We start from the raw sequence: 25,261 nt of genomic DNA, 5'->3' as shown, positions 1-25,261 counted from the left end.
CTCGCGAAAATCGCCTGAGCAACGCGTTCATTCAGACAGTACGCGTCGCGAGCAAGCTCGCTCCTACAAGGGACGGTGTCAGGTCAACTCGATGCGATCGGCATGAATGACAATCCGGCCTTCCTTGTACAACGCACCAATGGCCTTCTTGAAGTTGCCTTTGCTGACGCCGAACATACTGCTGATCACTGTCGGGTCGCTCTTGTCGCTGACCGGCAGGGAGCCATTGTTCTCGCGCAACTTGGCGAGAATCTTCGAGTTCAGGCTGGTGGCGGCTTCCTGGCCGACCGGTTGCAGGCTCAGGCTGATCTTGCCGTCTGCACGCACTTCCTTGATAAAGCCCTTCTCTTCCTTGCCGGCGCGCATGAACTTGAAGATTTCGTTCTTGTGGATCAGGCCCCAGTGCTTGTTATTGATGATCGCCTTGAAGCCCATGTCGGTGGCTTCGGCAACCAGCAGGTCCACCTCCTGGCCCGGGGTGTAGCTGGCCGGGGTTTTATCCAGGTAGCGGTCCAGGCGAGCCGTCGCGGTGATGCGGCGGGTGTGCTTGTCGAGATAGACATGCACCACGACGTATTCGCCGGCCGTCATCTGGCGCTTTTCTTCCGAAAACGGCAGCAACAGGTCCTTCGGCAGCCCCCAATCGAGGAACACACCGATGCTGTTGACTTCAACAACTTTCAAACTGGCGAATTCACCTACTTGAACTTTCGGCTTTTCAGTCGTAGCGATAAGTTTGTCATCGCTGTCCAGATAAACAAAAACATTCAGCCAGTCTTCATCTTCGCTGGGAATATCTTTAGGGATATAACGGTTAGGCAAAAGAATTTCGCCGTCCGCGCCACCGTCCAGATATAAACCGAAGTTAGTGTGTTTAACTACTTGCAAACTGTTGTAACGCCCGACTAAAGCCATGTCCAATACCCTCATTGCGTGGGCGGCATTCTACCCGGTTTTGCGGGTTGCGTTCGGCGGCCAGCCCGCTGGCGAACGAAAATCCCCTGCGCACCTTGATTTTCCACGGTTTTGAGGGCGCGTCCGGCCACTCGTCTGACCGAACCGACGAGTTTCGTCGCTGCCCGCCAGCCACACAGCCTTGTTTTGCGCGTGATGTTCTTATTTAAAACAGCGACTTAGGGGAAATTTAGAAATAATGATCCGCCGTTCATTTCGCTTGCCTCCCCATTCCCCCAAGGGATATTTGCCAAGCAAATGGCAGGTAATTCCTGTACGATGCCTGGCCAAGTTAATTTTCTACAGGTTAATGGCCGCCATGCGCGTAAAAGCATCCAACAGCAAAGCAAAGCCAGCTCCAGCCGTCGAAACCAGCGAATCGATCAACAGCCAGATCGCTGCGTTCCTCAAATCCGGCGGTGAAATCCAGCAGATTGCCAAAGGCGTCAGCGGCCAGACGTTCGGCCCGTCCAAGCAGATCACCCTGGGTAAAAAGTAAAACCCTCGGCATCCTCTGGTCCAGTAGCGCTTTGAGCTTCGAAGCGCTTGGGCTGGACACCATGAACACCCTCCCCGCTACACGACCCATCCTGCAGAAATCGACGAACGGCACCCGTTGCCCGGCATTCGCCGGTATCCTTGCACGCGTCTAGATCAAGCGTTTCAACAGGTTCAAGCCTGTACTCGCTACGCTCGCAGTCAAGGAGTGACGCATGCCCAACCCCTCCTGCTCATTATTTCTGATGTTCACCCTGGCGATATGTCCGACGGCGCACGGGCAAATCTTTCAGCGCGAGTTGGGTGATTTCGATCTGAAGCTGGGCACCACCCCCAGTCGAAGCATGGCCCAAGGCCTGGTCAAACCGTCTGCCGCCGGCTCGTTTCATGGTGGCCTGGACCTGGCCCATGACAGTGGCTTCTACGTTGGCCAATGGTCACCCAGCCTGGGCATCAGCCCGGGGAACAATCTCGAAGTCGATTCCTACGCCGGTTTCAAACAACCCTTCGATCACACCCTCGGCTATGAAGTGGGTGTCATTCATTACAGCTACCCCGAAGTGGACACCCTCGACAGCCAGGAGATTTTCGGCGGCCTGACCTTGCTGGGCAGTCGCTTTGGTGCCGCTTTCAGCAATGACCCGGACAAGCGCAACAGCACACTGTTCGCCAACCTGGACGGCAACCCGCCATTCGGGATTGGAATCAGCATGAAATACACCACCCACCGGTTGCTCACGCCCGTTGCCGTGAACGGTGGCTATGTCGCCAGCTTTACCGACTGGTCGCTGAAACTGTCCCGACCGTTCATGGGGATTGACCTGGATCTGATCTACAGCGATTCCAGCCTCAGCGGCAGTTATTGCTCGGCGTATTCCGGACACAACAGTCAGTGCGACGGGCTGGTGACGCTCAAGGCTGAACGCGCCTTCTATTGATCGGCTGAACTGCCGGCCGCATCCTGCGTTCACATGAGCATCAGACCCCGACACCAGGCTTTCGCAAGGATTGGCCCATGACGCGCTGGTTGAAATGCATTGCCCTCGTCCTCACTGCCACCCTCGCCCTCGGCGCGTGCAGTCGCATGGGCCTGGCCTACCGCAACCTCGACGTCATCATCCCCTGGACGCTCAGCGACTACCTGGACATGAACGGCGAGCAAAAAGGCTGGCTCAATGAACGCCTCAAGGAACACCTGAGCTGGCATTGCTCCACGCAAATGCCCGGTTATCTCGACTGGCTGGACCGCTTGCAAACCATGGTCGCGACCAACCAGGTCACGGATGCCGCCCTGCAAGCACGCACCGAAGAAGCCGAACAGGCGATTGCCGAGACCGCCCGAGAGATCACCCCGTCAGCCATCGAATTGCTGCAAGGGCTGGATGACCAGCAAGTGGCAGAAATGAACGAGGCTTTCGCTAAGGACCAGCGCAAACGCCAGGAGCAATACCTCAAGCCCACGCTCGATCAGCAGATCAAGGAGCGTGGCCAGCGCATGGAGAAACGCCTGGGTGATTGGCTGGGCCCGCTCACCCCCTCACAGCAACAGCGTGTCGCGGCGTGGTCCAACGCGCTGGGTGACCAGAACACGCAATGGATCGCCAACCGCGTCCACTGGCAGAAGCAGTTCAGCGCCGCCGTGGCGCAACGTCACAGCCCGCAATTCCCCCAACGGATCGAGACGCTTCTGGTCAATCGCGAGCAATTGTGGACACCCGCCTACCGCCAGGCCTTCGCCAGGACCGAAGCCCAGGCACGCGGGTTGTTTGTGGATTTGATGGCGCAGAGTTCGCCGCAACAACGTGAGCGGTTGTTGATGAAAATCGAAGGTGTGAAGAAGGATTTCAGCGATTTGAAATGCCTGAAGGCTGCGAAACAGGACTGAAGGCTACACGAATCCAATGTGGGAGCGGGCTTGCTCGCGAATGCGGTGGGTCAGTCGAAATAAACATTGACTGACCCACCGCATTCGCGAGCAAGCCCGCTCCCACAGGATTTGCATAAACTCAGGCAATCTGCGCCTTCGAAGCCACCTCATCAAACGTCACTTCATCCAGCGCATCGTCCTGCTCATCCAGCACCTGACGGGGATGGTCATTGCCGGGAATACTGCTGTCGATCAGGCTCAACAACCTGGAGCCGCGCAGCGTCAAAATGTAGTTGGAGCCCGTACCGCCCTGCTCCTCGGGCCGAGGCTCGATATAACCGCGTGCCAACAGTAGTTTTTCATACTCACCGGCCACGGCTTTCAGGTGGTCGAGGTTTTCGGTTTCCTCGCCCTGCGTCGCTTTCTGCGCCGCATACTGCTCGGCGTAGGGCCTTGGCGTGAAGCTCGCTTCACCGTGTTGCACTTCGTGCAACAAGCGTTCAATCAAATCCCAGTTATAAGTCGTCATCCTTCAACCTCCGGTGCCCGTGAGTGTGGGGGCCTTCATAGGTTGTGACCGGCGCGGACGGTAGCCGTTCAGCCGGGGTTTTCGTCGCTACCGACCGGCGGCATGTCGAATTTCGCCGTGGCCAAACGACTAGGCTGTGTAAGTCGCCTCCCAGCCCCACGCAGGAGCAATCATCATGAACATTCAGAATCATCCCGTCGTGTCCCGGGAAGAATGGATCGCCGCCCGCAAGCAGCACCTGGCCCACGAGAAGGCCTTCACCCGGGAACGGGACAAGCTCAGCGCCGAACGCCGTGCCTTGCCCTGGGTGAAGATCGACAAGGATTACCATTTTCAGGGACCGCACGGCGAGCTGAAGCTTGCCGACCTGTTCGGCGGCCGCAGCCAGCTGGTCATCTACCACTTCATGTTCGCCGAAGGCTGGGATGAGGGCTGCCCCGGTTGCTCTTTTCTCAGCGATCACATCGACGGCGCCAATCAGCACCTGGCCCATCATGACGTAGCCGTGGTGGCGGTGTCCCACGCGCCGTACGCCGAATTCCAGGCGTTCAAACGACGCATGGGCTGGACCTTCGATTGGGTGTCATCCGAAGGCTGCGATTTCAATTACGATTTTGGCGTCACGGCACGCGCCGAGGACGTCGCCGCCGGCAAGGCCACCTACAACTACGAAAAAACCGACAGCAGCGAGGAAGAACTCCCCGGCCTGAGCGTGTTTTATCGCAATGACGCCGGTGAAATTTTCCACACTTACTCCACCTATGCCCGGGGCCTGGACCTGCTGGTCGGCGCCTACAACTACCTCGACCTGACGCCCAAGGGTCGCAATGAAGAGGAAATCATGGAATGGGTCAGGCATCACGACAAGTATGAAGAGGCAGCGAAATCCAGCTGCTGCCACGGCGGATAATATTTCGCACTGCTGGGCTTTTGTAGGAGTGAGCCTGCTCGCGATAACGAAGTGTCAGTCACATAGTTGGCGACTGATGCACCGCTATCGCGAGCAGGCTCACTCCTACAAGGTGCGATGAACTTTTTCCACTCTTGAACCCTCAACCGGTTAACCCGCCTTGACCGGAACTGAGGCCTGACCGATGAAAACCCTGCTGAAACTGACCCTCGCCGCCACGCTCGCCTGCGCCCTGCCCGTCTGGGCCTGCACGCCAGAAGAAGCCACCGCCAAACGCGAACAGCTGGCCAAGGAAGTCACCCGGCTGACCGAGCAGAACCCGGCCAAAGCCAAGGAAATCAACGATGAATTGCAGAAGATGGACCTTGGCACTGCCGCCAAGGACCTGCCGGACAAATGCCAGTTGATCGATCAGCGCCTGAAAGAGCTGGACGTGGCTGAAAAGAAGGCCGAAAGCTGATCGTGCCTAGACCTTCAAGCCAAGCTCCGCCGACAGCCGGGCCGTGACCCCTTTGATCAGGGGAATCAGCTCGGCCATTTTTTCCAGCGGCATGTACGGCACGGTGCTGGCGATGCTGATGCCGGCGACGATGCGTTTGCTGGCGTCGCGAATCGGCGCGGCCACGCAGCGGATCGACGGTTCGTTGTCTTCCAGATCGAACGCATAGCCACCGGCAACGTATTCGAGCATGCGGTGCTGAAACTGCTCCCAGGATTGCTCCGGGTGTTGCGGCCAGAACAGATTTTTCCCACCCGCAGGCAAGCTGATTTCGTACAGCCGTTGCCACTCTTGCGGCGTGTCGTCCAGCATCAGCGCCTTGCCGATCCCGGTGCGCGCCAACGGCATGCGATGGCCGACCCGCGAACGCATTTCCGGGCCATTGCGCCCCGGATTCTTGTGCAGGTACAGCACTTCGTCGCCTTCGCGGATCGCCAGGTGGATGGTGTCGCCGGTCAGCGCCGACAGCTCATCCAGATACGGCCCCGCCAACGTCACCAGCGGCAATTCTTCCCGCGCCTGAAACCCCAGCTCGATCAGCTTGGGCCCCAGCAGATAACCGACTTGCGGCACCACCCGCAGATAACGCTCGTCCACCAGGCAACTGGCCAGGCGATGGGTGGTGCTGCGCGTGGTGCCGATCAGCCGGGCGATTTCCTTGAGATCGCGGGCGCCGCTGGCCACGGCCTGGACCACACCCAGACCGCGAAGCAGGGTCTGGGTGCCGGTCGGTGCGGCGTCCTTGGCGATTTTTGGGGCGTCTTCCTGCATATCCAGCCTTTACCGTTGAGCGAGTGAACGGGCGGCATTATGGTCGCCCTCCTGCCGCGACTACAACTTGATACGCTCGACCTTGCCCACCAGCAAGATGTAGGAAAGCGCCCCCATCAATGCCAGCACCGAGATATAGGTAATCGCCGGAGCGAAGGAATCACCCGTGGCGAGGAAACCGATGACGATCGGCGTGGCAATGGCCGACAGATTGCCGATGAAGTTGAACACCCCACCGGTCAGTCCCAGCAAGCGTGCCGGTGCCAGCGTCGACACCAGTGACCAGGTGATCGACGCCAGGCCGTTGCCGAAGAAGGCCAGCGCGAGGAAGGCAATCACCAGCGGTGTCGATTCAACGAAATTGGCGCCGATGATCGACGTGGAGATCAGCAGGCCACTGATGATCGGCAACTTGCGGGCGAAGCCGACCGAGTAGCCACGACGGATCAAAAAGTCCGAGAAGAACCCCGAGCAGAGCACGCCGACGAACGCGGCCAGAAACGGCAGCGACGCCAGCAGCCCGGACTTGATGAAGTCCATGCCGCGATACTTCACCAGGTAGGTCGGGAACCACGTCAGGAAAAACCACAGCGTCGAGTTGAGGCAGAACTGACCGAGGTAGATGCCCCAGAGCTTGCGCTTGGTCAGGACAATGCCGAGGTCGGCCCAGCTGAATTTGGCTTTGACCCTGGCTTGTTCGGACTGAATGTCCACGAGGCCGCCGCCTTCGCGGATCAGCTCGATTTCGGCATCGTTGGCGCCTTTGAAATCCCGGGGCTCGCGATACACCGCGTACCAGATCGCGGCCCAGAGAATGCCCACCGAACCGGTAGCGACGAACACCATGTGCCAGCCGAACTCATGTTGCAGCCAGGCGAGTACCGGCGTCAGGAATGCCAGGCCGACAAACTGCCCGGAGGTGTAGAAGCCAATGGCCGTGGCGCGCTCGCGCTCGGGGAACCAGGTGGTCACCACGCGGCTGTTGATCGGATACGCCGGCGCTTCCAGGGCCCCGACCGCCATGCGCAACACGAACAGCGCGATGAAACTGGCGGCGAAACCGAGCATCACCGTGGCCACCGACCACAGCAACAGCGCAACGCTGTACAGGATGCGCGGTGGCACCCGGTCCACCAGCCAGCCACCGGGAATCTGCATGGCGGCGTAGGTCCAGCCGAAGGCGGAGAAGATCAGGCCGACGTGAATCGGGTCGATACCCAGGTCACTGGTCAGCGCGGGGGCGGCGATCGACAGGTTGCTGCGGTCCAGGTAGTTGATCACCACGGTGATGAACAGCAGGACCATGATGAAAAACCGCTTGCGGCTGGGCGTCACCAACGACGCCTGCCCGGTGAGGGTTTGCGGTTGCATGGGGGGGTGCCTCTTCTTATGTTTATTGAGGTCGGTCTAAAGATTGGCGCTAACCCTGTGGGAGCGGGCTTGCTCGCGAAGGCGGTGTGTCAGGCGACATCGATGTCGAATGATCAACCGCTTTCGCGAGCAAGCCCGCTCCCACAGGGGGGCAGAGGTGAATCAGGGCGTGATCACCACTCGGCGAAGCTGCCGTCGGCATGGCGCCAGATCGGGTTGCGCCAGCGGTGGCCGACGGCCGCGCGTTCGATCACGTATTCCTCGTTGATCTCGATGCCCAGGCCCGGGCCGTTGGGGATTTTCACGAAGCCTTTGTCGTAGTCGAATACCCGTGGGTCTTTCACGTAGTCGAGCAGGTCGTTGCTCTCGTTGTAGTGGATGCCCAGGCTCTGCTCCTGGATGAACGCGTTGTAGCAAACCGCGTCCAGTTGCAGGCACGCCGCCAGGGCGATCGGGCCCAGCGGGCAATGCAGCGCCAGCGCCACGTCGTAGGCTTCGGCCATGTTGGCGATCTTGCGGGTTTCGGTGATGCCACCGGCGTGGGATGCATCGGGCTGGATGATGTCGACGTAGCCTTCGCTGAGCACCCGCTTGAAATCCCAGCGCGAGAACAGGCGCTCGCCGAGGGCAATCGGCGTGCTGGTCAGCGGTGCCAGTTCCTTCAGCGCCTCGTAGTTTTCGCTGAGCACCGGCTCTTCGATGAACATCAGTTTGTACGGGTCGAGTTCCTTCATCAGCACCTTGGCCATCGGCTTGTGCACCCGGCCATGGAAGTCCACGCCGATGCCGACGTTGGGGCCCACCGCGTCACGCACGGCGGCGACGTTGGCCAGGGCCAGGTCGACTTTTTCGAAGGAGTCGAGGAACTGCAATTCTTCGGTGCCGTTCATTTTCACCGCGGTGAAACCCCGGCTGACCGCTTCTTTCGCCGCCCGCGCGGTGTCGGCCGGACGGTCGCCGCCGATCCACGAATACACGCGAATCTTGTCCCGCACCTGGCCGCCCAGCAGGTCGCTGACCGACACACCCAACGCCTTGCCCTTGATGTCCCACAGCGCCTGGTCGATACCGGCCAGGGCGCTCATGTGGATCGCGCCGCCACGATAGAAACCGCCGCGATAGAGCACGGTCCAGATGTCTTCGATGTTGCGCGGGTCTTTGCCGATCAGGTAGTCGGACAATTCCTCGACGGCGGCGGCGACCGTGTGGGCGCGGCCTTCGACCACGGGCTCGCCCCAACCGGTGACGCCTTCGTCGGTCTCGACCTTGAGGAAGCACCAGCGCGGTGGAACGATGAAGGTGGTCAGTTTGGTGATTTTCATCTGCTTGTCTCTCTTGTTGGATGCAGCGCTCGCAGCGCCAAACAGTCTTAGCGAAGGGCTTTCCAGGCGGCCACGTAGGCCTTGGCATTGGCCGCCACTTGCGCAGGGGTCATGCCCGGTTTGAACAGGCCGGAACCGAGGCCGAAGCCTTTGACGCCAGCGTCGATGAACACCTGCATGTTGTCCGGGGTGATGCCGCCGACCGGCGCCAGAATCGTTCCCGCCGGCAGCACCGCGAGCCAGGCCTTGACGACCGCCGGGCCCATCTGCTCGGCCGGAAACATCTTCAACACGTCCGCACCTTCGGCCAGCGCCGCGAAGGCCTCGGTCGGCGTGGCGACACCCGGTGACAGGTACAAGCCGGCCGCTTTCGCCGCGCGCAGCACCTTGGCATCGCTGTGGGGCATGACGATCACCTGCCCACCCGCCGCCTTCACTTGCCCGACCTGCTCCGGCGTCAGCACCGTGCCCGCGCCGATCAGGCAATCGGCAGGCAAGGTACTGCGCAGGATGCGGATACTGTCGTAAGGCTCGGGAGAATTGAGCGGCACCTCGATGACGCGAAACCCGGCCGCGTACAGGACTTCACCGATGGCGGCGGCTTCTTGCGGACGCAGGCCGCGCAGGATGGCGATCAGGCCGTTTTGCGCCAGTGCTTGTTTGAGCATGTCAGGACTCCAGTCAGGGTTAACGGGATGGGGTAGCGGCAATCAGTCCGGCGGCGACCGCCAGTTGCCACAGCCCGCGTTCGGTGGCCTGTTCGGCCAGGGTCACCCGGGCAAAACCGCAGGCATCGAGCGCCCGGCTGTAGCGACTGCACAGCTGGGCGTTGCCGATCAGGATGATCGAAGGCAGCTGCACGCTGTGGCGTCGACGGCGCTGAACGTTGGCCAGGGCCGAGAGTTCATGGCCGATCAGCAGGCCGGAGAGGTAATCGGGTTGCGCCGTGGCGCTCAGTTCACCGGTCAGGCCCAGGCTGCGGGCGCTGAACAGGGTCGAGAGCACGCCGATCTCGCCATCCGCCGACAACGCCACCTGCACGCCACGATCGAAAGCTTGTTCATCGAAGGTGCCGCCGCGCTGCTGGGTGCGCCCCAGGATGCTGTGTTCGCTGAGCACGGCGAAGACCTCGCCGGTCATGAAGGTATCGAAATGCACGATGCAGCCGTCGCTCACTTCCACCCACTTCGAATGGCTGCCCGGCAGGCCGATCAGCAGATCGGCACCCGCCTCGCCCGACAGGGACTGCAGCACGCCGAGCACCTGGGTTTCTTCGCCGCGCATCACATTGGGCAGGCGTGAACGTTGAATCACCCCCGGTACGATGTGCACATCGACACCGCGAAGGCTGCGCACGGTTTGCAGGGAAGTGCCGAGGCTGGCGACGTTCGCCGGCGTATCGCGGTAAGCCGCTTCGCGCCAGCCCTGGGCGCTGCCGACCATGCCACAGGCGATCACCGGCAAATCGGGCTGGGCGTCGAGCCAGTCGCCGCAGGCCTCATCGAAGGCCAGTTCAAAACCGTCGGCGCATTCGCGCCCGGCGATGAGTCGCGGCACCTTGGGCAGCTGCATGATCCCCGACGACAGCGAACGCTGTTCGAGCACCTGGCCACCCGCGGCAAGTTTGTAAGCACGTAATGAGGTTGTCCCCCAATCGAGCGCGATCAGTTGCGCCAGCATCGCTTCACCTGTTCTGTTTTTTGGCAGTGAGTGAGGCGGACTATAAACCTCCACGCAGCAAAATCTCAATATATAAATATCAGTCTCATATATTGGGATTAACGACAAAAAAAGATCGCAGCCTTCGGCAGCTCCTACAGAGGTTCGTCTTTCCCTGTAGGAGCTGCCGAAGGCTGCGATCTTTTAAGGGGTGATCAATTACCCGCGGCAAAATCCCTTAACACTGCCCCGTCCATGCGATACCGAACCCACTCTTCCTGCGGCTGCGCGCCCAGGGATTTGTAGAAATCGATGGCCGGCGTGTTCCACTCCAGCACGCTCCATTCGAAGCGCCCGCAGTCATTGGCGCAGGCGATCTTGGCCAGGTGCCGCAGCAAGGTCTTGCCCGCACCGCCGCCGCGCTGTTCCGGGGTGATGTAGAGGTCTTCCAGGTACAGGCAGTTGCTGCCCAGCCAGGTGGAATAGCTGAAGAAGAACACCGCAAAGCCGATCGCCACGCCATCGCGCAGGCAGATCAGGCCATGGGCGGTGGCGCCTTCGCTGAACAGGCTGCGCTCGATGTCGGTCACACTGGCGATGACTTCATGGCGGGCACGTTCGTAGTCGGCCAGTTCAGTGATGAACGCGAGAATTTGCGGGGCATCACTGGGGGTCGCCGGGCGGATTTCGATCGTCATGGACGTGCCTTGTGAGGAAATGAAAACGCCATACTAAGTCGGCGCAGGGGTTGTGGCGAGGGAGCTACCCCACACCTGTAGGAGCGAGCCTGCTCGCGATGGTCGTCAACGATGACGTTTGCGGCCTGAATAAACGCGCTGTCCTTGCGTTTTTCGCGAGCGGGCTCGCTCCTACAGGGGGTTTACTCCGGCCTGCACTAACCCTGAAATCGTGAACATCGGACCTAACGTTAACGCATTGCATGATAGATAGACGACCTGCGCATTTATCAGGTCAAGGAACCGCGTCATGTCTACCGCAACACCTCCCGTCTCCGGCCGGTTGTTCGGCCTGTTTTGCCTGGCCAGTTACTTGCTCTCGCTGTCCTACGGATCGACCTTTCTCCTGTCGTTGCTGATCGGTTCGCGCGGGGGTAACGAGCACGATGCCGGCAGCGTGATTTCGGCGGCGATGCTCAGTACGTTCGCGGCGGTGATTGTCTCCGGCCACCTGTCCGACCTGCTCGGCGCGGCGCGTTCGGTGGCGTTGTTCGGCGTGTTGCTGGTGGCCGCCAGCCTGGGCTTCGCGATGACGCCAGGGTTCGGCAACCTGCTGCTGTTTTTCGGGCTGCTGTTGGGGCTGGGTTGGGGCGTGTTCTACACCCTGGGGCCGATTATCGTGGCGAGTGTGGTCACGCCCACGCAGCGCGCCAAATACTTTGCCTTGCTCTCGGGCAGCATGATGACCGGGATCGGCAGTGGACCGTTGCTGGGGCGCGCCGCGAGCGCCCTGGGTTTTCCGGTGACGGCGGCGTTCTACCTGGCCGCACTGGCCAGCCTGATTGGTGTGTTGCTGTTCTGGCGGCTGGATCGACAGCTCAAGCAAGCCGCGGTGCAATCGACCACCGTGTCGCGGATGTCCTGGCGGGCTGCGGTGCAAGTGCTGTCGTCCAGGGCGCTGTTCCCGATCATCATGGTCGGCCTCGGCGGCTGCGTGTTTGGTGGCCTGTCGAGTTTCCAGACCAGCTACGCCGCGGCACGCTCGCTCGACTATTCACTGTTCTTCCTCGGCTTCATGGGCGCCGCGATCAGCAGCCGGATGCTGATTGCCGGCATCGTGGTCAAGCGCGATCCGTTGCGCGCGTCATGTTGGCTCAGCGGGCTGATGCTGGCCTCGATCCTGATGTTCGGTTTCGGGGTCGACGACGGCGCAAGCTACGTGCTCGCGGCGGTGATGCTCGGGGTCGGCTACGGGCTGACCTATTCAGTGATCAATGGCCTGGCCGCCAATGAAGCGCCAACGGGAACCACCGCCCAATCCCTGTTGCTGTTCAGCCTGTCGTACTTCATCGGTGTGTTTGGTTTTCCGCTGATCGCGGGGACCCTCATCGTCGAGCACGGGATGGCGACGTTGCTGCTGACGGTGCTGGCGGTCGCTTCGCTCAACTGGCTGATCACCGTGGGTCGGCTGATCTGGCGCCGGGTCGCCACAGCCAGGGCACTGCAACGGGCCTGAACCGTTCGTCGTTCATCAGGCACCAATTCTAAGCGGGGGCGGACCAACGTCAGGTAAGGACACTCAATCAATGGAGACACCACCATGATCCCGTCCAGGCTGACCGCCTTCGCCCTCGCTGCCTTGCTGTCCCCGCTGGCCATCGCCGCGACCACCGCCTCCAGCACCGGCCCGACCAACCCGGTCGAAAGCCCCAGGGCCCCCGCCATCCAGAGCGCTCCCGGCATCAACACCGACGGCACGGGGGTCGACCACAACCTGCCCCCTTCCACCGGCACCGATCCCCGTACGCAAGGAAACGACACCGGTCGCCAGGGCGGCTTGAACGTGCCGGACAGCCGGACTCCCGATAACGCAGGCGCTGGCATCGGCTCGAAAACCACCACCGGTGGTTCGGGCTCGGAAGGCGGTGCCAGCCAGTAAAACCCTTCGCGCAACACCTACCCATCGCCATGAAGAGGTAATCATGAACGTCGATAAAAACCTGGAAAAAGAAGTCCTGACCCGCCTGTTGCACGCCCACCCGAGCGGCCTGGGCAAGGAGGTCCTGGACAATTACCGGGGGGAGAAAGTCGTGGCCAGCACCCTCGCCACGTTGCAGGAACGCGGATTGATCCACCACGGCAACGTGCTGTGCAACGAGGCCGGGGAGCACTCGCTTAACTTGCCGATCAAGCTCAGCGCCGCCGGGGTTGAAGCGGCGCGCAAGCTGGATGTCTGATTCATGTGTTGAACACTAGGGCCCCTTCGCGAGCAAGCCCGCGCCCCCAGGATTCAGGTGATCCCTGTGGGAGCGGGCTTGCTCGCCAAGGCGGCCGTTCAGGCGCCGGAAGTCCTGCTGATCATCTCATCCACCTCAGCAGTCCCCGGCGATGTCGCCGGTCCCCTACGCGTGACGGCCAACGCCGCCGCCGCATTGGCCCGGCGTGCCGCGTCAAACGCCGGTAGCCCTTGCGCCAACCCCGCCACAAACACCCCGGCATGGGCATCGCCGGCGCCATTGCTGTCCACCGCTTGCACCTTGAACCCCGGCACATGCCGACGCTCTGCACCCTGATTAATCCAGCAACCTTGCGGCCCGTCACGAACCACCATCAGCACCTTGGCCGGCAGATGCCGGGCTAGCAGATCCAGCGCTTCTCCGATGTCCGAAGCCCCGGTAAACCGCAAGGCCTCGACGCTGTTGCTGGTCCACAGATCGATGCGCGGTAACAAGGCCTTCATCAATGGCGCATCCGGCGAATCCACCAGCGGCCCCGGATCGAACACCACCTTGATGCCGTCCGGCAGCGCCAGCACCCAGTCCACCAAGGCCTGGGCCTTGCCGACATGCAGCAGGCTGTAGCCGCTGACGCAGACATAATCGCCCGCCTCGGCCGGCACGCTGGCCAGGTCTTCGGCATTCAGCTCGCCTTCGGCACCGATGTAGGAGACGAAACTGCGCTCGGCCGAAGCATCGGTGATCGCCACGCACAAGCCGGTATCGCGCTCGGCGCGGTGGGCGATGCCGATGCGGATGCCTTCGGCATTCATCGCCGCGCGGGCCAGGTCACCGAAACGCCCGGTGCCGTGCCGGCCAAGGTAGACCACCGGCAAGCCATTGCGCTGGGCGGCGGCCATCACGTTGAAACCGCCACCGGCTTCGAAACTGGCCGACTGCGCCAGCGCGTCGCCACCCGGTTGCGGCAATTGATCCACGGCCATGACCAGGTCGATGATGACCTGGCCGGTGTACAACATCTTAGGCATGTGCATTCTCGGTCAACGCAGCGCGGCGATCCCTGGCCCCGCCGAGTACGAAATAAAGGCCACCGGCGACCACAAAGGTCACGATCCAGCCAAGGCCGTTATGCCCCAGCCACGAGTCGGACAGGAACCCCTTGAACCAGACATTCTCAGCCGTGGTGCCAATGGTGGTGAAGCTGAAGCCCAGCACGATCGCCACCGCCCAGGCGCCGAACGCGCGCCACTCGACGCCGCCGCGATACCAGTAGGCGCTGCCCGGGCTGACGTCCAGCAGATCCTTGGGGCTGTAGTAATGACGGTGAATCAGGTCGACCACGAAGATCCCCACCCACGCGGTGATCGGCACCGCCAGCAGGGAAATGAAGGTAATGAACGGGCCGTAGAAACTGTCGGCGATCAGCATGAAATAGATGGAACCGGCGAAGATCGCGACAATGTCCACCACCACCGCGTACACGCGCTTGACCTTCAGGCCGAGGGTCAACGTGGTCAGGCCGGCGGAGTACACCGACAGGTTGTTCGACAGCAGCAGGCCGCCGAATGCGGTGATCAGGTACGGCACGGCCATCCAGGTCGGCAGCATGTCGCGGATGGCGATGATCGGGTCAGTGGCCTGGGCCAGGTCGTTGTTGCCCACCGACAGCAGGCCGCCGAGGGTGATCAACAGCACCAGCGGGATCCCCGCGCCGAATGCCGCCGACGCCACCAGGCGCACCGCTTTCACACTCCGGTGCTGATAGCGCGACATGTCCGCGCCGGCGTTGGCCCAACCGATCCCGGTGCCGGCCGCCATGGTGCCGATGCCGATGATCATCGCGCTCATCGGCGCTGGCGTGGCGCTGAACACCGCGCTCCAGTCGATGGTGGCGCAGAGAAAGCCGCCGACCAGAATGTTCAGCGCGCCGAACACGTAGGTCGCCCACTTCTGGATCACCAGCAACGTGGCGTGACCCAGGCCGGACACCGACAGGGTCAACAGCACGAAAATCGCGATGAACACCAGGGTCAGCAGCGGCGCGCTTTTCGCTTCCACCGGCGAGCCGAACAGGATCGAGCAAAGCGACAGCAACACGAAGGCGGCGGTGGTGGTGTTGACGGTTTCCCAGCCCAGCCGCGACATCAACGACACCAGGGTCGGGCCGATATTGCCGCGCACGCCGAAGATCGCGCGTGACAGGGTCAGGCTCGGTGCACGGCCACGGCGACCGGCGATGGAGATGATCCCGACCACCGCGAAAGAACCGGCGGCACCGAGGATGGCGACGATGATCGCCTGCCAGATCGCCAAGCCGCGAAAGGCCACGAGGGTCGCGCCCAGCGGCAGGCCGAGGATGGAAATGTTGGCGGCGAACCAGACCCAGAACAGCTGCAACGGATGCCCATTGCACTCGGCCTCCGGCACCGGTTCGATGCCGCGGGTTTCCAGTTGCCCGGCGTTTTGCCCGGCGTTCGATGAACTCATGAAAAATGCTCCTGTTGCCATTTTTGTGGTTGTGGGCAAATACGGAAATCGGCACAACGTCCCGGCGGTCCTGCCGTGTTGGTGCGTGCCATTGCGGGTTATCACATTGGATCGGCGGTGCGCCCTTCGCGGGCAAGCCCGCTCCCACAGGGATTGTGCAAACCTTAAGGTACACGCCGTACCTGTGGGAGCGGGCTTGCTCGCGAAAGCGTCAGCTCAGTCAGCGCAAATCCAACAGCCCGAGCACCAACGGCTCAAGCTCCAGATGATTGACGGCCTTGACCTTCTCGATCATATCCACCGGCCAGATCTCCAGCCCCAGGCAAGCCCCCAGCATGGCCCCGAGAATCGCCGCGATGGTATCGGTGTCGCCCCCCAGGCTCGCCGCCATGCACAACGCTTCGAAGGCGTTCATTTCACCGATGGCCACTTGCTGGGCCAGGGCAAAGGACACCACCACCGACTCCTGCGACGCCACCGAAGTGCCGATCACGTCGTACAGTAATTCGGCGAGCAGTGTCTTGTTGTGATCGACGCTGATGGTTCGCGCCCAACTGATGCGCGAAGCGATCAGCCCACCGGCCACCCAGTGCCCCTGGTTTTGCGCTTGCAGGGCGATCTGCTGGCCGAGGTTCAAGGCCTCGCCCAGGTCCAGGCCGTTGATCCCCGCCGAAACCACCGCCGCCACCGCCGCCGCGCTGGAAATGCCCAGCGTGGTGTTGTGGGTAACCTGGCAAGCCTGCACCACGGCGTCGATGAAACGCTCGGGGTCGGCCACATCCGCGGCAATCCCCACCGGGGTGATGCGCATCGCCGCGCCATTGGTGGTGCCGTAGCGCCCCGCCTCCTGCGGCGAATGACCGGCGAGGATCATCTCGATGGCGCGTTTGGTCGAAGGCCCGAGCAAATCCTGCGAGCCCTTGGCCTGCATCCCGGCCTCCCATTCGATCAGCCGTTGGGCCAGCAGCGCCGGCTCGATCCGCCCCTGGCCGTCGAGCAACAACTGACCGACCAGGATCGCCTGTTCGGTGTCGTCGGTGATCGAGCCCTTGGGCATGTTCGGGGCAATCGGCTGATCGGGACCTGCGTCTTGCAGGTCGACGATTTCACCGAAGCGCGCCTTGATCTGGTCGCGGCTCAGGGATTGGGTCGGCATGCCCAGCGCATCGCCCAGGGCCAGGCCGTAGAACGCACCCAGGGCACGGTTGAGCACCGTCATTTCATCGTTCCAAATTGCAGGTGCATACGAAAATGCACAGGATCGAGCAGGCTTTCGACCTGCTCCATGAAGCGGTCTTGCCGGTCGTAGGTGGTGCGCAAGGCCTTGAGGAATACCGTGCCGACCGGGCGGCCCAGCAGTTCGGCGTCTGCGGCGTTCAGCGGTTCGGCGCCGATCCACTGATCGCCGCGCTCGCCGATATAGCCATAGGCGGCCAGGGTGATGGTCAGGGAGTTGTCGATCAAACCAACCCGCGGCAAGCCTTCCAGGCCTCCGGTGGCGGGCATCAGTGAGCGTTCGAGGGAAACCAGCGTACCGTCGTTGGAACGGCGGCGACGGTCGAGGGTAATGAATTGGTCGGTGCCGAAACGCGGCAGCAGGTCAGGACGGGTGACCGCCTCCAGCCGCAGCACTTCGGTATTGACCAGCGCGCCGCTGTCGGCCAGGGCCTGGGCCCAGCCGCTGCGCTGGTCAAGCGCCACACCGTCGAACGTGACGATGGAGCCCACCCCGCTTTGCGTCGCGATGTAATTGCGCCGTTTCAATTCGGCCAGGGCTTCACGCAAAGTACCTCGGCTGACTTTGAATTCTTGAGCCAACTGATGCTCGCCCGGCAGGTGAAAACCGTCCTCCATGAGTCCGCTTTCAATGCGCCGGATGAGTTCGTCGACCACCCGTTTTTTCTTATCGAATCGTACCTGTCTAATCATGTACAAATTGAAACCGAAACGGGTTGCGGCGGGCAAGAAATATTTAGTGGCAAGTGACGGATGGGATGAACCCGACAGTGACCAAAACGCGGACCAATGTGGGAGCGGGCTTGCTCGCGAAGGCGCCGGCACATCCAACCTCTGCGTGCCTGAAACTCCGCTTTCGCGAGCAAGCCCGCTCCCACAGGAGGACAAGGATTAGCGTTGTTTGAGTCGGTCAATCACCACGGCCAGCAACAGGATCGAACCGCGAATCACGTACTGATAAAACGTATCGATGTTCTTCAGGTTCATCGCGTTCTCGATGATTGCCAGGATCAACACCCCGGCGATCACATGGCGGATCATGCCGATCCCGCCGCTGAGCGACACGCCGCCCAGAACACAGGCCGAGATCACCGTCAGCTCGAACCCCTGGCCGATCATCGGCTGGCCCGAGGTCATGCGCGACGCGAGGATTACCCCGGCCAAGGCACCGATCACCCCGTGCACGGCGAAGATGATGATCTTGGTCCGGTCCACGTTGACCCCCGCCAGCAACGCCGCTTCCTGGTTGCCGCCGATGGCCATGGTGTTGCGCCCGTAGGTGGTGTAGTTGAGCAACCAGCCGAAGAACAGGAAGCAGACGATGGTGATCAGGATCGGCACCGGCACGCCGAACAACTGGCCATTGCCGAACACGAAGAACGATTCCTGGGACACGCCCACCGCTTTGCCGTTGGCAAAAATGTACGCCAGGCCGCGCACGATCTGCATCGTCGCCAGGGTGGTGATCAATGCGTTGACCCGCAATTTGGCAATCACGATGCCGTTGATCAGCCCGACAATCAGGCCCATCACCAGCGCCGCGCTGACGCCGAGGAACACGCTGTCGGTGTCGCGCATCACCACGGCCGCCACCACGCCGGCGCAGGCGATCACCGAGCCCACCGACAAGTCGAAATGCCCGGACGCCAGGCAATACAACATGGTGCAGGCGGCGATACCCGTGGTGGAAATGGCCAGGCCCAGGCCGCGCATGTTCAGCGGCGAGAGGAAGTTGTCGATCAACAAGGTGCAGAGCACGAAGATGCCGACGGCCGCGAGCAGCATCACCCAGTCGTCGAGAAAGCGTCGCAGGTCCAGGGGCTTGCGCTGGGTTGGCAGGGTTTCGTTTTGGGTTGTCATCATAGTCACCTCTCAGTTCGCCACGCCGTCAGCGCGTTGGCGCGGCAAAGCCAGTTGCAGCAAGTTGGATTCATTGGCCTGTTCGCGGCTCAGTTCGCCACGCATCGCGCCTTCGCACAGCACCAGGATGCGGTCGGAAATGCCCATCACTTCCATCAGGTCGCTGGACACCACGATCACCGCGATGCCGCTGGCGGCCAGGTTGTGGATGATCTGGTAGATCTCGGCCTTGGCGCCGATATCAATGCCGCGCGTGGGTTCGTCGAGCAGCAGGACTTTCATCGGCATCGACAGCCAGCGACCGAGAATCGCCTTCTGCTGATTGCCGCCGGACAGGAACTTGATCGGTTGCCCGGCGTGGGGCGTCTTCACTTTCAGCGCCTTGATCTGCTTGTCGGCGTTGCCCTTCTCCCACACGCCCCGTATCAGGCAACCGAACGCGGAATGGGCACCACGGGCGCTGATGTTGATGTTCTCGGCGACGCTGCCCAGCGGAATGATGCCTTCCTTCTTGCGATCCTCCGGACACAGCAGAATGCCGGCGTCGATGGCATCGCGGGGCGAGCGCAGTTTCAGCTCGTGACCGCGCAGCTCAAGGCGCCCGGCGCTGTGGCGTTCCAGGCCGCTGAGCAGGCGGAACAGCTCCGTGCGCCCGGCACCGACCAGGCCGAACAGCCCGAGGATCTCGCCTTTGTGCGCTTCGAAACTCACCGGCTCGCGCAGGCCAGGGCCGAGCAGCCCGTCGACTTTCAACGCCACCGCGCCGCGCTGGCGTGGCCGATAGTCGTAGATGTCCTGGATGTCGCGGCCGACCATGCAGGTGACCAGTTGATCGTGGGTCAGCTCGCTCATGTCCTCGAAGGTGCGTACGTAGCGGCCGTCCTTGAACACGGTCACAGCGTTGCAGATGCGGAACACTTCTTCCATGCGATGGGAGACGTACAGCACCACTTTGCCCTCGTCGCGCAGCCGCCCGATGATCGCCATCAAGCGGTCGATTTCTCGTGCCGAGAGGCTGCTGGTGGGTTCGTCAAACGCAATCACATGCGCGCCACGGGACAGGGCCTTGGCAATCTCCACCAGTTGTCGCTGGCCGAGGGACAGGCGCCCGACTTTCTCCTGCGGGTCGATTTCGTCGGCCAGCCCCTTGAGGCAGGCCAGCGCCTGCTGACGCAAGGCACGGCGGTTAATCAGGCCGAAACTGGCGGGCAGATGACCGAGGAACAGGTTCTCCGCCACGGTCATTTCCGGCACCAGGTGCAGCTCCTGATGGATCACGGCGACGCCGCTGCCGATGCTGTCGGCGGTGGATTTGAAGACCTGCCTGTGCTCGCCGATTTGCAGGTCGCCGCTGCTCGGGGTGTAGGCGCCACCCAGGATTTTGAGCAAGGTCGACTTGCCGGCGCCGTTCTCGCCCATCAAGGCATGCACCTGCCCCGGATGAGCGACGAAGTTGATGTTGTCCAGCGCCTTCACCCCGGGAAAAGTCTTGCCGATCCCGTTGAAACGCAAGCTGCCGCTGCCACTGAAAGACTGTTGTTGTACTTGTGTTTGCGCCATAACCACCTCATCACACAGATCAGGCGGCGCCGTTGCCGGCGCCGCCGATGAAATCAACCGGCCGTCAGTTCCACAGGCCGATCTTTTCCAGTTCCTGCTTGAAGTTGTCGCGGGTAATCAGGGTCACGTCGTCCATCGCCGTGTACTTCGCCGGTTCTTTGCCGGTGGTGACCCACTCGTACATCATGCTGGCGGTGTTGTAGCCCTCGATGTGCGGGCTTGGCAGCATCGAACCATAGAAGCCGCTATTGGGCTTTTTCAGTTCGCCAATGGCGTCGGTGCCATTGATGCCGATGCCGATCACGTTCGCTGCGGCGAAACCGGCGCTCTCGGTGGCGCGCACGCCGCCCAGCACGGTGTTGTCGTTCATGCCGCCGATGATCAGGTTTTTCGCCGCGCCCGGCAGTTTCACCAGCGCCGAGTTGGTGGCGTCCATGCTGCCCGGTACATCGAGGGTTTTCAGGGCCGAGAACAGGATGTGCTCCTTCGGCATGCCGGCGTCTTCCAGTGCCTTGACCGAACCGTCGGTGCGTTTCTTGCCGGTGTCGAGCTCGTTGTAGGTGTTGATCACCGCATAGGTGTCTTTCCAGTCCCAGCCGCGTTTCTTCGCTTCGGCAGCCATGGCGCTGCCCTGCTTCTGGCCGACTTCGAAAGCGGCCATGCCCAGGTACGGCACGTCTTCCATGAACTTGCCGCTGGCGTCGACAAAGCGGTCATCGACGGCAATCACCTTCAGGCCGTTGAGCTTGGCCTTGGCCATGATTGCCGGGCCGAGCGACACGTCCGGCGGGCAGATCACGAAGCCCTTGGCGCCGTTGGCCGCCAGGCTGTCGATGGCCGAAAGGGTTTTCTCGCCATCAGGCACGGCGATCTTGATCAGGGTGAAGCCCTTCTCCTTGCCGGCTTTTTCAGCGAACGCCCATTCGGTCTGGAACCAGGGCTCTTCCGCTTGCTTGACCAGGAAACCGATTTTCACTTCCTCGGCCGCCAGCAGCGTGCTGCTCAGGCTGACCGCGCCGACCGCCAGAGCGGCACAGCACAGGGAACGGATGGCATGACGACGATTCATAAGGTGTCTCCTTGTTATTTTTGTGAGCATTCTTTGAAAGCGTTCTTCTGGAAAATCCATGGTCGGTGAAACAGTGCTACCAATAGTCATATCGTATGATGATTGGATTTCAGGCGTGGTAATGCGCCTGTCATCACGGTCATTCAGTCGTGGTACATCACCGAACGCCCGCCATCGAGGGTGATACACGAAGCGTTGATGAACGGCGCTTCATCACTGGCCAGGAACACCGCCGTCATCGCCACTTCAATGGGCTGACCGATGCGGCGTGGCGGATGCAGGTCAAAGGCCCGCTGACGCTCGGCGTGGGGATCGGCAAAACCGTTCCAGTAGTCGACGTTCAGTTGGGTTTCGATATAGCCCGGCGCGATGGCGTTGACGCGAATGCCCTTGGGCGCATATTCGATGCCCAGGGCGCGAGTCAGGCCGAGCAACCCGTGCTTGGCCACCGGGTACGGGAAGCAGCCGGGAATGATGTGGGTTGAATGGGTCGAGGCAATGTTGATGATGCTGCCGATGCCCTGCTCGATCATTTGCGGCAACACCGCCTTGCAGCCATACCAGGCGCCGTCGAGGTCGATGGCGAAGCAGCGATGCCAGTCGTCCTCGGTCATTTCCAGCGGATCGCGGAACACGTTGACCCCGGCGCAGTTGACCAGCACGTCGATGCGCCCGTGGCGTTCGACGGCCAACCGGGTCATGGCGTGCAGATCTTGCTGGCGGGAGACGTCCGCCTTGATCGCGACGACATCAGCCCCTTTCGCGCGCCAGTGCGCGGCGACTGTTTCGACTTTTTCAGCCTGGACGTCGCTGATGACCAGCCTGGCTTGCTGAGCGGCGAACGCCGCGACAATCGCCTCGCCAATCCCCTGGGCAGCACCGGTCAACAGCACGACCTTGTCTTTCAGGCGCTCGCCCTGGGGCGGCTCGGGCATCGCTGGCAGCGAGAGAGGCTCAGCCATGGCACAAGGCTCCTGATCGTAAGCACGTCGAAAACCGGGCATCCATCGATGTCCGGTCCAAAAGCGTCGGAAAATCAGGCAGGCGCGAAAACGTTTCAGCACCGGGACGGTCTGAAACGCTGACTCCACAAAGGAGTGCGGGGAAATATCGCTGCATCACTTCACCTGTTTTGTTTTTTTAAGTGTGAGTGCGTGTTACTGAGCGTGGAACGATGGTGCCGACTATAAACCCGGCGACCGATTAATCTCAATATATAATTTTGCATCCCATATTTAGGGATTTACCCGGAAAATCGACTACAGAGTTTTCCGGGCACATCGACACGAAGGGCCAGCACCGCTCCATCCAGCGGATGGCCAAGCGGACTTGCCGCACTGGTGATGTACAGGGTTTTAAGATCGGCATCGCCGAACACACAACTGGTCGGACGGCTGACGGGCAGTTCGATCACCCGGTCCACCTGACCGTCCGGGGCCAGCCTGAGCAAGCAACGGCCATCCCAACGGGCATTCCAGATAAACCCTTCGGCATCCATCGCCGAACCGTCCGGCCCCCCGCGCCCATGCGGGCCAAACCAGGGCTGCGCCGGTTCAAGACTGCCGTCAGTGCGGATGAAATGCCGATACAGCGTGCCATCGAGGCTGTCGCCGAAATACACGGCGGTGGCGTCATCGCTCCACAGCAACGTATTGGGAATGCCCAGACCACGCAGCAACGGCGTCACCCGGGCGTCGCGATCAATACGGAACAAGCCGCCGGAGCGCCGCTCGATCGGCAGGTCTTCACCGTTCTCACCGATGTTGTTTTGCATGGTGCCGAGCCAGAGCCGGCCGTGGGCATCGCAACGCGCTTCATTGGCGCGATTGCCCGGTTGCGGGTCGGCAACGCAAAACAATGTCAGGCGCGGGTCGAGGCCGGGTGAATCCAGGTCGAGGCGATAGACGCCACTGCTCAAGGTCACCAGCGCATCGCCGCCGGTGCAGGGGATGAAGGCCGACACGTGCTCCGGCATTTGCCAGATCTGCACATTGGCGCCGATCAGCCGCAGCGCTTGCTTGCCGGCGATGTCCACCCAATACAGCGCCTGGGTTGGCGCATCCCAGAACGGGCCTTCGCCGAGCAGGGCCCGGTGTTCGGTGACTGCGGTCCACTCCATGAAACCTCCTGCTTTCTTATTGTTTTCATTTGAATCGATTAGTTTTTATGTGGGAGCGGGCTTGCTCGCGAAGGCGTCGCTGGATTCAACTTCTCTGCTATCTGATACACCGCATTCGCGAGCAGGCTCGCTCCCACAAGGGGCTCATCGTGCTAGCTCACTTTTTTATCGGCCATGACCTGCGGGTAGTAGCGCTTGATGGCCAGGTCGGCGTTGTCAATCAGGGTCATGCAGGCCCAGACACCCCGCGCGGCATCGCGGGCGGCGATGGCGTCGGCCATGTCCTTGTGAATCGGCAAGGTGCGACGCAGTTCGGCCGGGTCGGCAGCGGATACCTCGAAACACACCGCCAGCAAGGCGCCGAGGGCCGGGATCATCTGTTCGATAAATTGATTGTGGCTGGCCGCCAGAATGCACTCGTGGAAAAACTGGTCGGCACGGTTGTAATCGACCCCACTGTCCACTGCCCGCTCCAGGGCGTTATAGGCCAGCAGGATAGCTTCCACCTGCGGGACGGTTGCGCGCTCACAGGCCCAGCGCACGGCCATCGGTTCGATGGTGCGGCGCAGGTCGAGTAAGTCGTCGACGAAGTTTTCCGGCAAACCGCTGCGGGACAACCAGCCCACGACCTGCGGATCGAACAGGTTCCAGCGCCGTACCGGCAACACCCGTGTGCCGACTTTCGGCCCCACTTCGAGCATGCCTTTGGCGACCAGGGTCTTGATGGCCTCGCGGATGACCGTGCGACTGACACCGAGTTGCTCGCCGAGGTCGGCCTCGACCTTGAGCGACTCACCCGGCCTGACCTGCCCGGTGGCGATCCAGCAGCCCAGCCAATCGACCGTCGACGCGTGAAAACTGCTGGACATGAACACCTCAAGGCCGCTGGCTGTGGAGGCTCACGCTAATCATCATATGATTGGGTGTCAATTTGATTTTTCAGAAAACGGCGAACATCCAATGTGGGAGCGGGCTTGCTCGCGAAGGCGGTGTGTCAGTCAACGTTGATGTCGACTGACACACCCACTTCGCGAGCAAGCCCGCTCCCACAAGGGTCATCGGTCAGGGCTCGAGACCGATGCGGAAGAACTCGCCGCCGCTCCACACGCCGAGCCAGCGCTGCCCGTCGATCTCCCGGCTCACCGCCAACTCCACCAGTTGATAAAACACATTGCGATGGATCAGCGCTTCGAGGTTGGTGCGCACATGCACGTAGGGCGCGGGCTCTTGGGTGTCGGGATCGATCATCACGCGAATCGGGTGCTCGGCACCGGCCTCGGCGGTCTCGTCGACGCTGGTGGTGAAACGCAGGATTTGATTCTCGCCCTCGCCTTCCACTTCCAGCGCAATCGCCACGAAGGGCGCGTCGTCGACCTTGATGCCGACTTTCTCGACCGGGGTGATGAGGAAGTAATCATCGCCGTCGCGGCGAATGATGGTGGAGAACAGCTTGACCATCGGCTTGCGCCCGATCGGCGTGCCCAGGTAATACCAGGTGCCGTCGCGGGCGATGCGCATGTCGATGTCGCCGCAGAAATCGGGGTTCCACAGGTGGACCGGGGGCAAGCCTTGGGTCTTGGGGATTTGCCCCAGCAGGTCGTTGGCTTTTTGCGGGCCACTCATGGCGATCTCCTTG

General features: G+C 61.7%; 27 protein-coding genes. 8 read left to right on the top strand and 19 right to left on the bottom strand.

Annotated elements, in window-relative coordinates; all coding sequences use genetic code 11:
- Positions 1–78 precede the first annotated feature (78 nt).
- Positions 79–915 (bottom strand): S1 RNA-binding domain-containing protein, encoded by an 837-nt coding sequence (locus tag F8N66_RS09975; protein ID WP_150769993.1) that lies wholly within the window; start codon positions 913–915, stop codon positions 79–81.
- 349 nt (positions 916–1,264) lie between these two features.
- Here F8N66_RS09975 and F8N66_RS09970 point away from each other — a divergent pair, with 349 nt between their 5' ends.
- From F8N66_RS09970 to F8N66_RS09960, 3 genes are all read left to right on the top strand, one after another.
- Complete coding sequence (locus tag F8N66_RS09970) at positions 1,265–1,453, top strand: hypothetical protein (RefSeq protein WP_172668627.1); 189 nt, start codon at positions 1,265–1,267, stop codon at positions 1,451–1,453.
- A 214-nt stretch (positions 1,454–1,667) separates the two neighbouring features.
- Positions 1,668–2,390 (top strand): TorF family putative porin, encoded by a 723-nt coding sequence (locus F8N66_RS09965; protein WP_150769992.1) that lies wholly within the window; start codon positions 1,668–1,670, stop codon positions 2,388–2,390.
- A gap of 77 nt (positions 2,391–2,467) precedes the next feature.
- On the top strand, positions 2,468–3,337 hold the full coding sequence (locus tag F8N66_RS09960; RefSeq protein ID WP_150769991.1) for a DUF6279 family lipoprotein: 870 nt from the start codon (positions 2,468–2,470) through the stop codon (positions 3,335–3,337).
- A gap of 121 nt (positions 3,338–3,458) precedes the next feature.
- Here F8N66_RS09960 and F8N66_RS09955 read toward each other — a convergent pair whose 3' ends face one another.
- Positions 3,459–3,848, bottom strand: coding sequence for a transcriptional regulator (locus tag F8N66_RS09955; RefSeq protein ID WP_150769990.1), 390 nt, complete (start codon positions 3,846–3,848; stop codon positions 3,459–3,461).
- Between the two features lie 175 nt (positions 3,849–4,023).
- On the opposite strand from F8N66_RS09955, the gene F8N66_RS09950 reads away from it, so the two are divergent.
- Together F8N66_RS09950 and F8N66_RS09945 are read left to right on the top strand one after the other, a co-directional pair.
- The gene (locus F8N66_RS09950) at positions 4,024–4,758 is read left to right on the top strand and encodes a DUF899 domain-containing protein (RefSeq protein WP_150769989.1); all 735 of its coding nucleotides are present in this window, start codon (positions 4,024–4,026) and stop codon (positions 4,756–4,758) included.
- Between the two features lie 184 nt (positions 4,759–4,942).
- Positions 4,943–5,218 carry a hypothetical protein gene (locus F8N66_RS09945; RefSeq protein ID WP_150769988.1) on the top strand — a complete coding sequence of 92 codons (276 nt, stop codon included), beginning with the start codon at positions 4,943–4,945 and terminating at the stop codon, positions 5,216–5,218.
- A 6-nt stretch (positions 5,219–5,224) separates the two neighbouring features.
- Here the strand turns inward: F8N66_RS09945 and F8N66_RS09940 are convergent, their stop codons facing one another.
- The 6 genes from F8N66_RS09940 to F8N66_RS09910 all read right to left on the bottom strand — a co-directional run bounded on the left by F8N66_RS09940 (position 5,225) and on the right by F8N66_RS09910 (position 11,078).
- Positions 5,225–6,028: an IclR family transcriptional regulator gene (locus tag F8N66_RS09940; RefSeq protein ID WP_150769987.1), complete on the bottom strand. Its 804-nt coding sequence runs from the start codon at positions 6,026–6,028 to the stop codon at positions 5,225–5,227.
- A gap of 60 nt (positions 6,029–6,088) precedes the next feature.
- The gene (locus F8N66_RS09935; RefSeq protein ID WP_150769986.1) at positions 6,089–7,399 is read right to left on the bottom strand and encodes an MFS transporter; all 1,311 of its coding nucleotides are present in this window, start codon (positions 7,397–7,399) and stop codon (positions 6,089–6,091) included.
- A gap of 173 nt (positions 7,400–7,572) precedes the next feature.
- Positions 7,573–8,721 carry a galactonate dehydratase gene (gene dgoD / locus F8N66_RS09925; protein WP_007903915.1) on the bottom strand — a complete coding sequence of 383 codons (1,149 nt, stop codon included), beginning with the start codon at positions 8,719–8,721 and terminating at the stop codon, positions 7,573–7,575.
- A 47-nt stretch (positions 8,722–8,768) separates the two neighbouring features.
- The gene (locus F8N66_RS09920) at positions 8,769–9,389 is read right to left on the bottom strand and encodes a 2-dehydro-3-deoxy-6-phosphogalactonate aldolase (RefSeq protein ID WP_150769985.1); all 621 of its coding nucleotides are present in this window, start codon (positions 9,387–9,389) and stop codon (positions 8,769–8,771) included.
- A 19-nt stretch (positions 9,390–9,408) separates the two neighbouring features.
- Positions 9,409–10,401, bottom strand: coding sequence for a 2-dehydro-3-deoxygalactonokinase (locus F8N66_RS09915; protein ID WP_150769984.1), 993 nt, complete (start codon positions 10,399–10,401; stop codon positions 9,409–9,411).
- A 194-nt stretch (positions 10,402–10,595) separates the two neighbouring features.
- A complete protein-coding gene (locus tag F8N66_RS09910; protein ID WP_150769983.1) occupies positions 10,596–11,078 on the bottom strand; it encodes a GNAT family N-acetyltransferase in 483 nt (160 codons plus the stop codon).
- 289 nt (positions 11,079–11,367) lie between these two features.
- Here F8N66_RS09910 and F8N66_RS09905 point away from each other — a divergent pair, with 289 nt between their 5' ends.
- The 3 genes from F8N66_RS09905 (at position 11,368) to F8N66_RS09895 (ending at position 13,294) form a co-directional block, all read left to right on the top strand.
- A complete protein-coding gene (locus F8N66_RS09905; protein ID WP_150769982.1) occupies positions 11,368–12,573 on the top strand; it encodes an MFS transporter in 1,206 nt (401 codons plus the stop codon).
- Between the two features lie 84 nt (positions 12,574–12,657).
- Complete coding sequence (locus F8N66_RS09900; RefSeq protein ID WP_150769981.1) at positions 12,658–12,996, top strand: hypothetical protein; 339 nt, start codon at positions 12,658–12,660, stop codon at positions 12,994–12,996.
- A gap of 43 nt (positions 12,997–13,039) precedes the next feature.
- Positions 13,040–13,294, top strand: a complete 255-nt coding sequence (locus F8N66_RS09895) for a hypothetical protein (protein WP_150769980.1) — start codon at positions 13,040–13,042, stop codon at positions 13,292–13,294.
- 98 nt (positions 13,295–13,392) lie between these two features.
- Here the strand turns inward: F8N66_RS09895 and F8N66_RS09890 are convergent, their stop codons facing one another.
- From F8N66_RS09890 to F8N66_RS09830, 11 genes are all read right to left on the bottom strand, one after another.
- Positions 13,393–14,322, bottom strand: coding sequence for a PfkB family carbohydrate kinase (locus F8N66_RS09890; protein ID WP_150769979.1), 930 nt, complete (start codon positions 14,320–14,322; stop codon positions 13,393–13,395).
- The gene (locus F8N66_RS09885) at positions 14,315–15,781 is read right to left on the bottom strand and encodes a purine-cytosine permease family protein (protein ID WP_150769978.1); all 1,467 of its coding nucleotides are present in this window, start codon (positions 15,779–15,781) and stop codon (positions 14,315–14,317) included. The genes F8N66_RS09890 and F8N66_RS09885 overlap by 8 nt, the downstream gene beginning before the upstream one ends.
- A 220-nt stretch (positions 15,782–16,001) precedes the next feature.
- Complete coding sequence (locus F8N66_RS09880; RefSeq protein WP_150769977.1) at positions 16,002–17,000, bottom strand: ADP-ribosylglycohydrolase family protein; 999 nt, start codon at positions 16,998–17,000, stop codon at positions 16,002–16,004.
- Positions 16,997–17,710 carry a GntR family transcriptional regulator gene (locus F8N66_RS09875; protein WP_150769976.1) on the bottom strand — a complete coding sequence of 238 codons (714 nt, stop codon included), beginning with the start codon at positions 17,708–17,710 and terminating at the stop codon, positions 16,997–16,999. The genes F8N66_RS09880 and F8N66_RS09875 overlap by 4 nt, the downstream gene beginning before the upstream one ends.
- Before the next feature lie 198 nt (positions 17,711–17,908).
- Positions 17,909–18,877, bottom strand: a complete 969-nt coding sequence (gene araH, locus F8N66_RS09870; protein WP_150769975.1) for an L-arabinose ABC transporter permease AraH — start codon at positions 18,875–18,877, stop codon at positions 17,909–17,911.
- A 12-nt stretch (positions 18,878–18,889) separates the two neighbouring features.
- Positions 18,890–20,437, bottom strand: a complete 1,548-nt coding sequence (araG, locus tag F8N66_RS09865) for an L-arabinose ABC transporter ATP-binding protein AraG (protein ID WP_150769974.1) — start codon at positions 20,435–20,437, stop codon at positions 18,890–18,892.
- Positions 20,438–20,501: 64 nt separating this feature from the next.
- A complete protein-coding gene (locus F8N66_RS09860) occupies positions 20,502–21,506 on the bottom strand; it encodes a substrate-binding domain-containing protein (RefSeq protein WP_150769973.1) in 1,005 nt (334 codons plus the stop codon).
- A gap of 143 nt (positions 21,507–21,649) precedes the next feature.
- Positions 21,650–22,468 carry an SDR family oxidoreductase gene (locus F8N66_RS09855; RefSeq protein ID WP_150769972.1) on the bottom strand — a complete coding sequence of 273 codons (819 nt, stop codon included), beginning with the start codon at positions 22,466–22,468 and terminating at the stop codon, positions 21,650–21,652.
- 281 nt (positions 22,469–22,749) lie between these two features.
- Positions 22,750–23,625, bottom strand: a complete 876-nt coding sequence (locus F8N66_RS09850) for an SMP-30/gluconolactonase/LRE family protein (RefSeq protein WP_150769971.1) — start codon at positions 23,623–23,625, stop codon at positions 22,750–22,752.
- 152 nt (positions 23,626–23,777) lie between these two features.
- Positions 23,778–24,494, bottom strand: coding sequence for a FadR/GntR family transcriptional regulator (locus F8N66_RS09840; protein WP_150769969.1), 717 nt, complete (start codon positions 24,492–24,494; stop codon positions 23,778–23,780).
- A 193-nt stretch (positions 24,495–24,687) separates the two neighbouring features.
- A complete protein-coding gene (locus F8N66_RS09830) occupies positions 24,688–25,248 on the bottom strand; it encodes a DUF1285 domain-containing protein (RefSeq protein WP_150769968.1) in 561 nt (186 codons plus the stop codon).
- Positions 25,249–25,261 lie beyond the last annotated feature (13 nt).

Source organism: Pseudomonas fluorescens, from assembly GCF_902498195.1.
In the GTDB taxonomy this organism is placed as follows: Bacteria; Pseudomonadota; Gammaproteobacteria; order Pseudomonadales; family Pseudomonadaceae; genus Aquipseudomonas; species Aquipseudomonas fluorescens_BU.
This window is presented reverse-complemented; position numbering and strand designations above follow the sequence as displayed.

Bases quoted from the DNA above. Each gene is read 5' to 3' on its own strand.
- F8N66_RS09920 (WP_150769985.1), bottom strand. From the start codon at position 9,389: ATGCTCAAACAAGCACTGGCGCAAAACGGCCTGATCGCCATCCTGCGC.
- F8N66_RS09850 (WP_150769971.1), bottom strand. From the start codon at position 23,625: ATGGAGTGGACCGCAGTCACCGAACACCGGGCCCTGCTCGGCGAAGGC.
- F8N66_RS09880 (WP_150769977.1), bottom strand. From the start codon at position 17,000: ATGACGGTGCTCAACCGTGCCCTGGGTGCGTTCTACGGCCTGGCCCTG.
- F8N66_RS09940 (WP_150769987.1), bottom strand. From the start codon at position 6,028: ATGCAGGAAGACGCCCCAAAAATCGCCAAGGACGCCGCACCGACCGGC.
- F8N66_RS09915 (WP_150769984.1), bottom strand. From the start codon at position 10,401: ATGCTGGCGCAACTGATCGCGCTCGATTGGGGGACAACCTCATTACGT.
- F8N66_RS09955 (WP_150769990.1), bottom strand. From the start codon at position 3,848: ATGACGACTTATAACTGGGATTTGATTGAACGCTTGTTGCACGAAGTG.
- F8N66_RS09965 (WP_150769992.1), top strand. From the start codon at position 1,668: ATGCCCAACCCCTCCTGCTCATTATTTCTGATGTTCACCCTGGCGATA.
- F8N66_RS09975 (WP_150769993.1), bottom strand. From the start codon at position 915: ATGGCTTTAGTCGGGCGTTACAACAGTTTGCAAGTAGTTAAACACACT.
- F8N66_RS09900 (WP_150769981.1), top strand. From the start codon at position 12,658: ATGATCCCGTCCAGGCTGACCGCCTTCGCCCTCGCTGCCTTGCTGTCC.
- F8N66_RS09860 (WP_150769973.1), bottom strand. From the start codon at position 21,506: ATGAATCGTCGTCATGCCATCCGTTCCCTGTGCTGTGCCGCTCTGGCG.
- F8N66_RS09830 (WP_150769968.1), bottom strand. From the start codon at position 25,248: ATGAGTGGCCCGCAAAAAGCCAACGACCTGCTGGGGCAAATCCCCAAG.
- F8N66_RS09970 (WP_172668627.1), top strand. From the start codon at position 1,265: ATGGCCGCCATGCGCGTAAAAGCATCCAACAGCAAAGCAAAGCCAGCT.
- araG (WP_150769974.1), bottom strand. From the start codon at position 20,437: ATGGCGCAAACACAAGTACAACAACAGTCTTTCAGTGGCAGCGGCAGC.
- F8N66_RS09910 (WP_150769983.1), bottom strand. From the start codon at position 11,078: ATGACGATCGAAATCCGCCCGGCGACCCCCAGTGATGCCCCGCAAATT.
- F8N66_RS09960 (WP_150769991.1), top strand. From the start codon at position 2,468: ATGACGCGCTGGTTGAAATGCATTGCCCTCGTCCTCACTGCCACCCTC.
- F8N66_RS09885 (WP_150769978.1), bottom strand. From the start codon at position 15,781: ATGAGTTCATCGAACGCCGGGCAAAACGCCGGGCAACTGGAAACCCGC.
- F8N66_RS09945 (WP_150769988.1), top strand. From the start codon at position 4,943: ATGAAAACCCTGCTGAAACTGACCCTCGCCGCCACGCTCGCCTGCGCC.
- F8N66_RS09875 (WP_150769976.1), bottom strand. From the start codon at position 17,710: ATGATTAGACAGGTACGATTCGATAAGAAAAAACGGGTGGTCGACGAA.
- araH (WP_150769975.1), bottom strand. From the start codon at position 18,877: ATGACAACCCAAAACGAAACCCTGCCAACCCAGCGCAAGCCCCTGGAC.
- F8N66_RS09890 (WP_150769979.1), bottom strand. From the start codon at position 14,322: ATGCCTAAGATGTTGTACACCGGCCAGGTCATCATCGACCTGGTCATG.
- F8N66_RS09935 (WP_150769986.1), bottom strand. From the start codon at position 7,399: ATGCAACCGCAAACCCTCACCGGGCAGGCGTCGTTGGTGACGCCCAGC.
- F8N66_RS09840 (WP_150769969.1), bottom strand. From the start codon at position 24,494: ATGTCCAGCAGTTTTCACGCGTCGACGGTCGATTGGCTGGGCTGCTGG.
- F8N66_RS09855 (WP_150769972.1), bottom strand. From the start codon at position 22,468: ATGGCTGAGCCTCTCTCGCTGCCAGCGATGCCCGAGCCGCCCCAGGGC.
- F8N66_RS09895 (WP_150769980.1), top strand. From the start codon at position 13,040: ATGAACGTCGATAAAAACCTGGAAAAAGAAGTCCTGACCCGCCTGTTG.
- F8N66_RS09950 (WP_150769989.1), top strand. From the start codon at position 4,024: ATGAACATTCAGAATCATCCCGTCGTGTCCCGGGAAGAATGGATCGCC.
- F8N66_RS09905 (WP_150769982.1), top strand. From the start codon at position 11,368: ATGTCTACCGCAACACCTCCCGTCTCCGGCCGGTTGTTCGGCCTGTTT.
- dgoD (WP_007903915.1), bottom strand. From the start codon at position 8,721: ATGAAAATCACCAAACTGACCACCTTCATCGTTCCACCGCGCTGGTGC.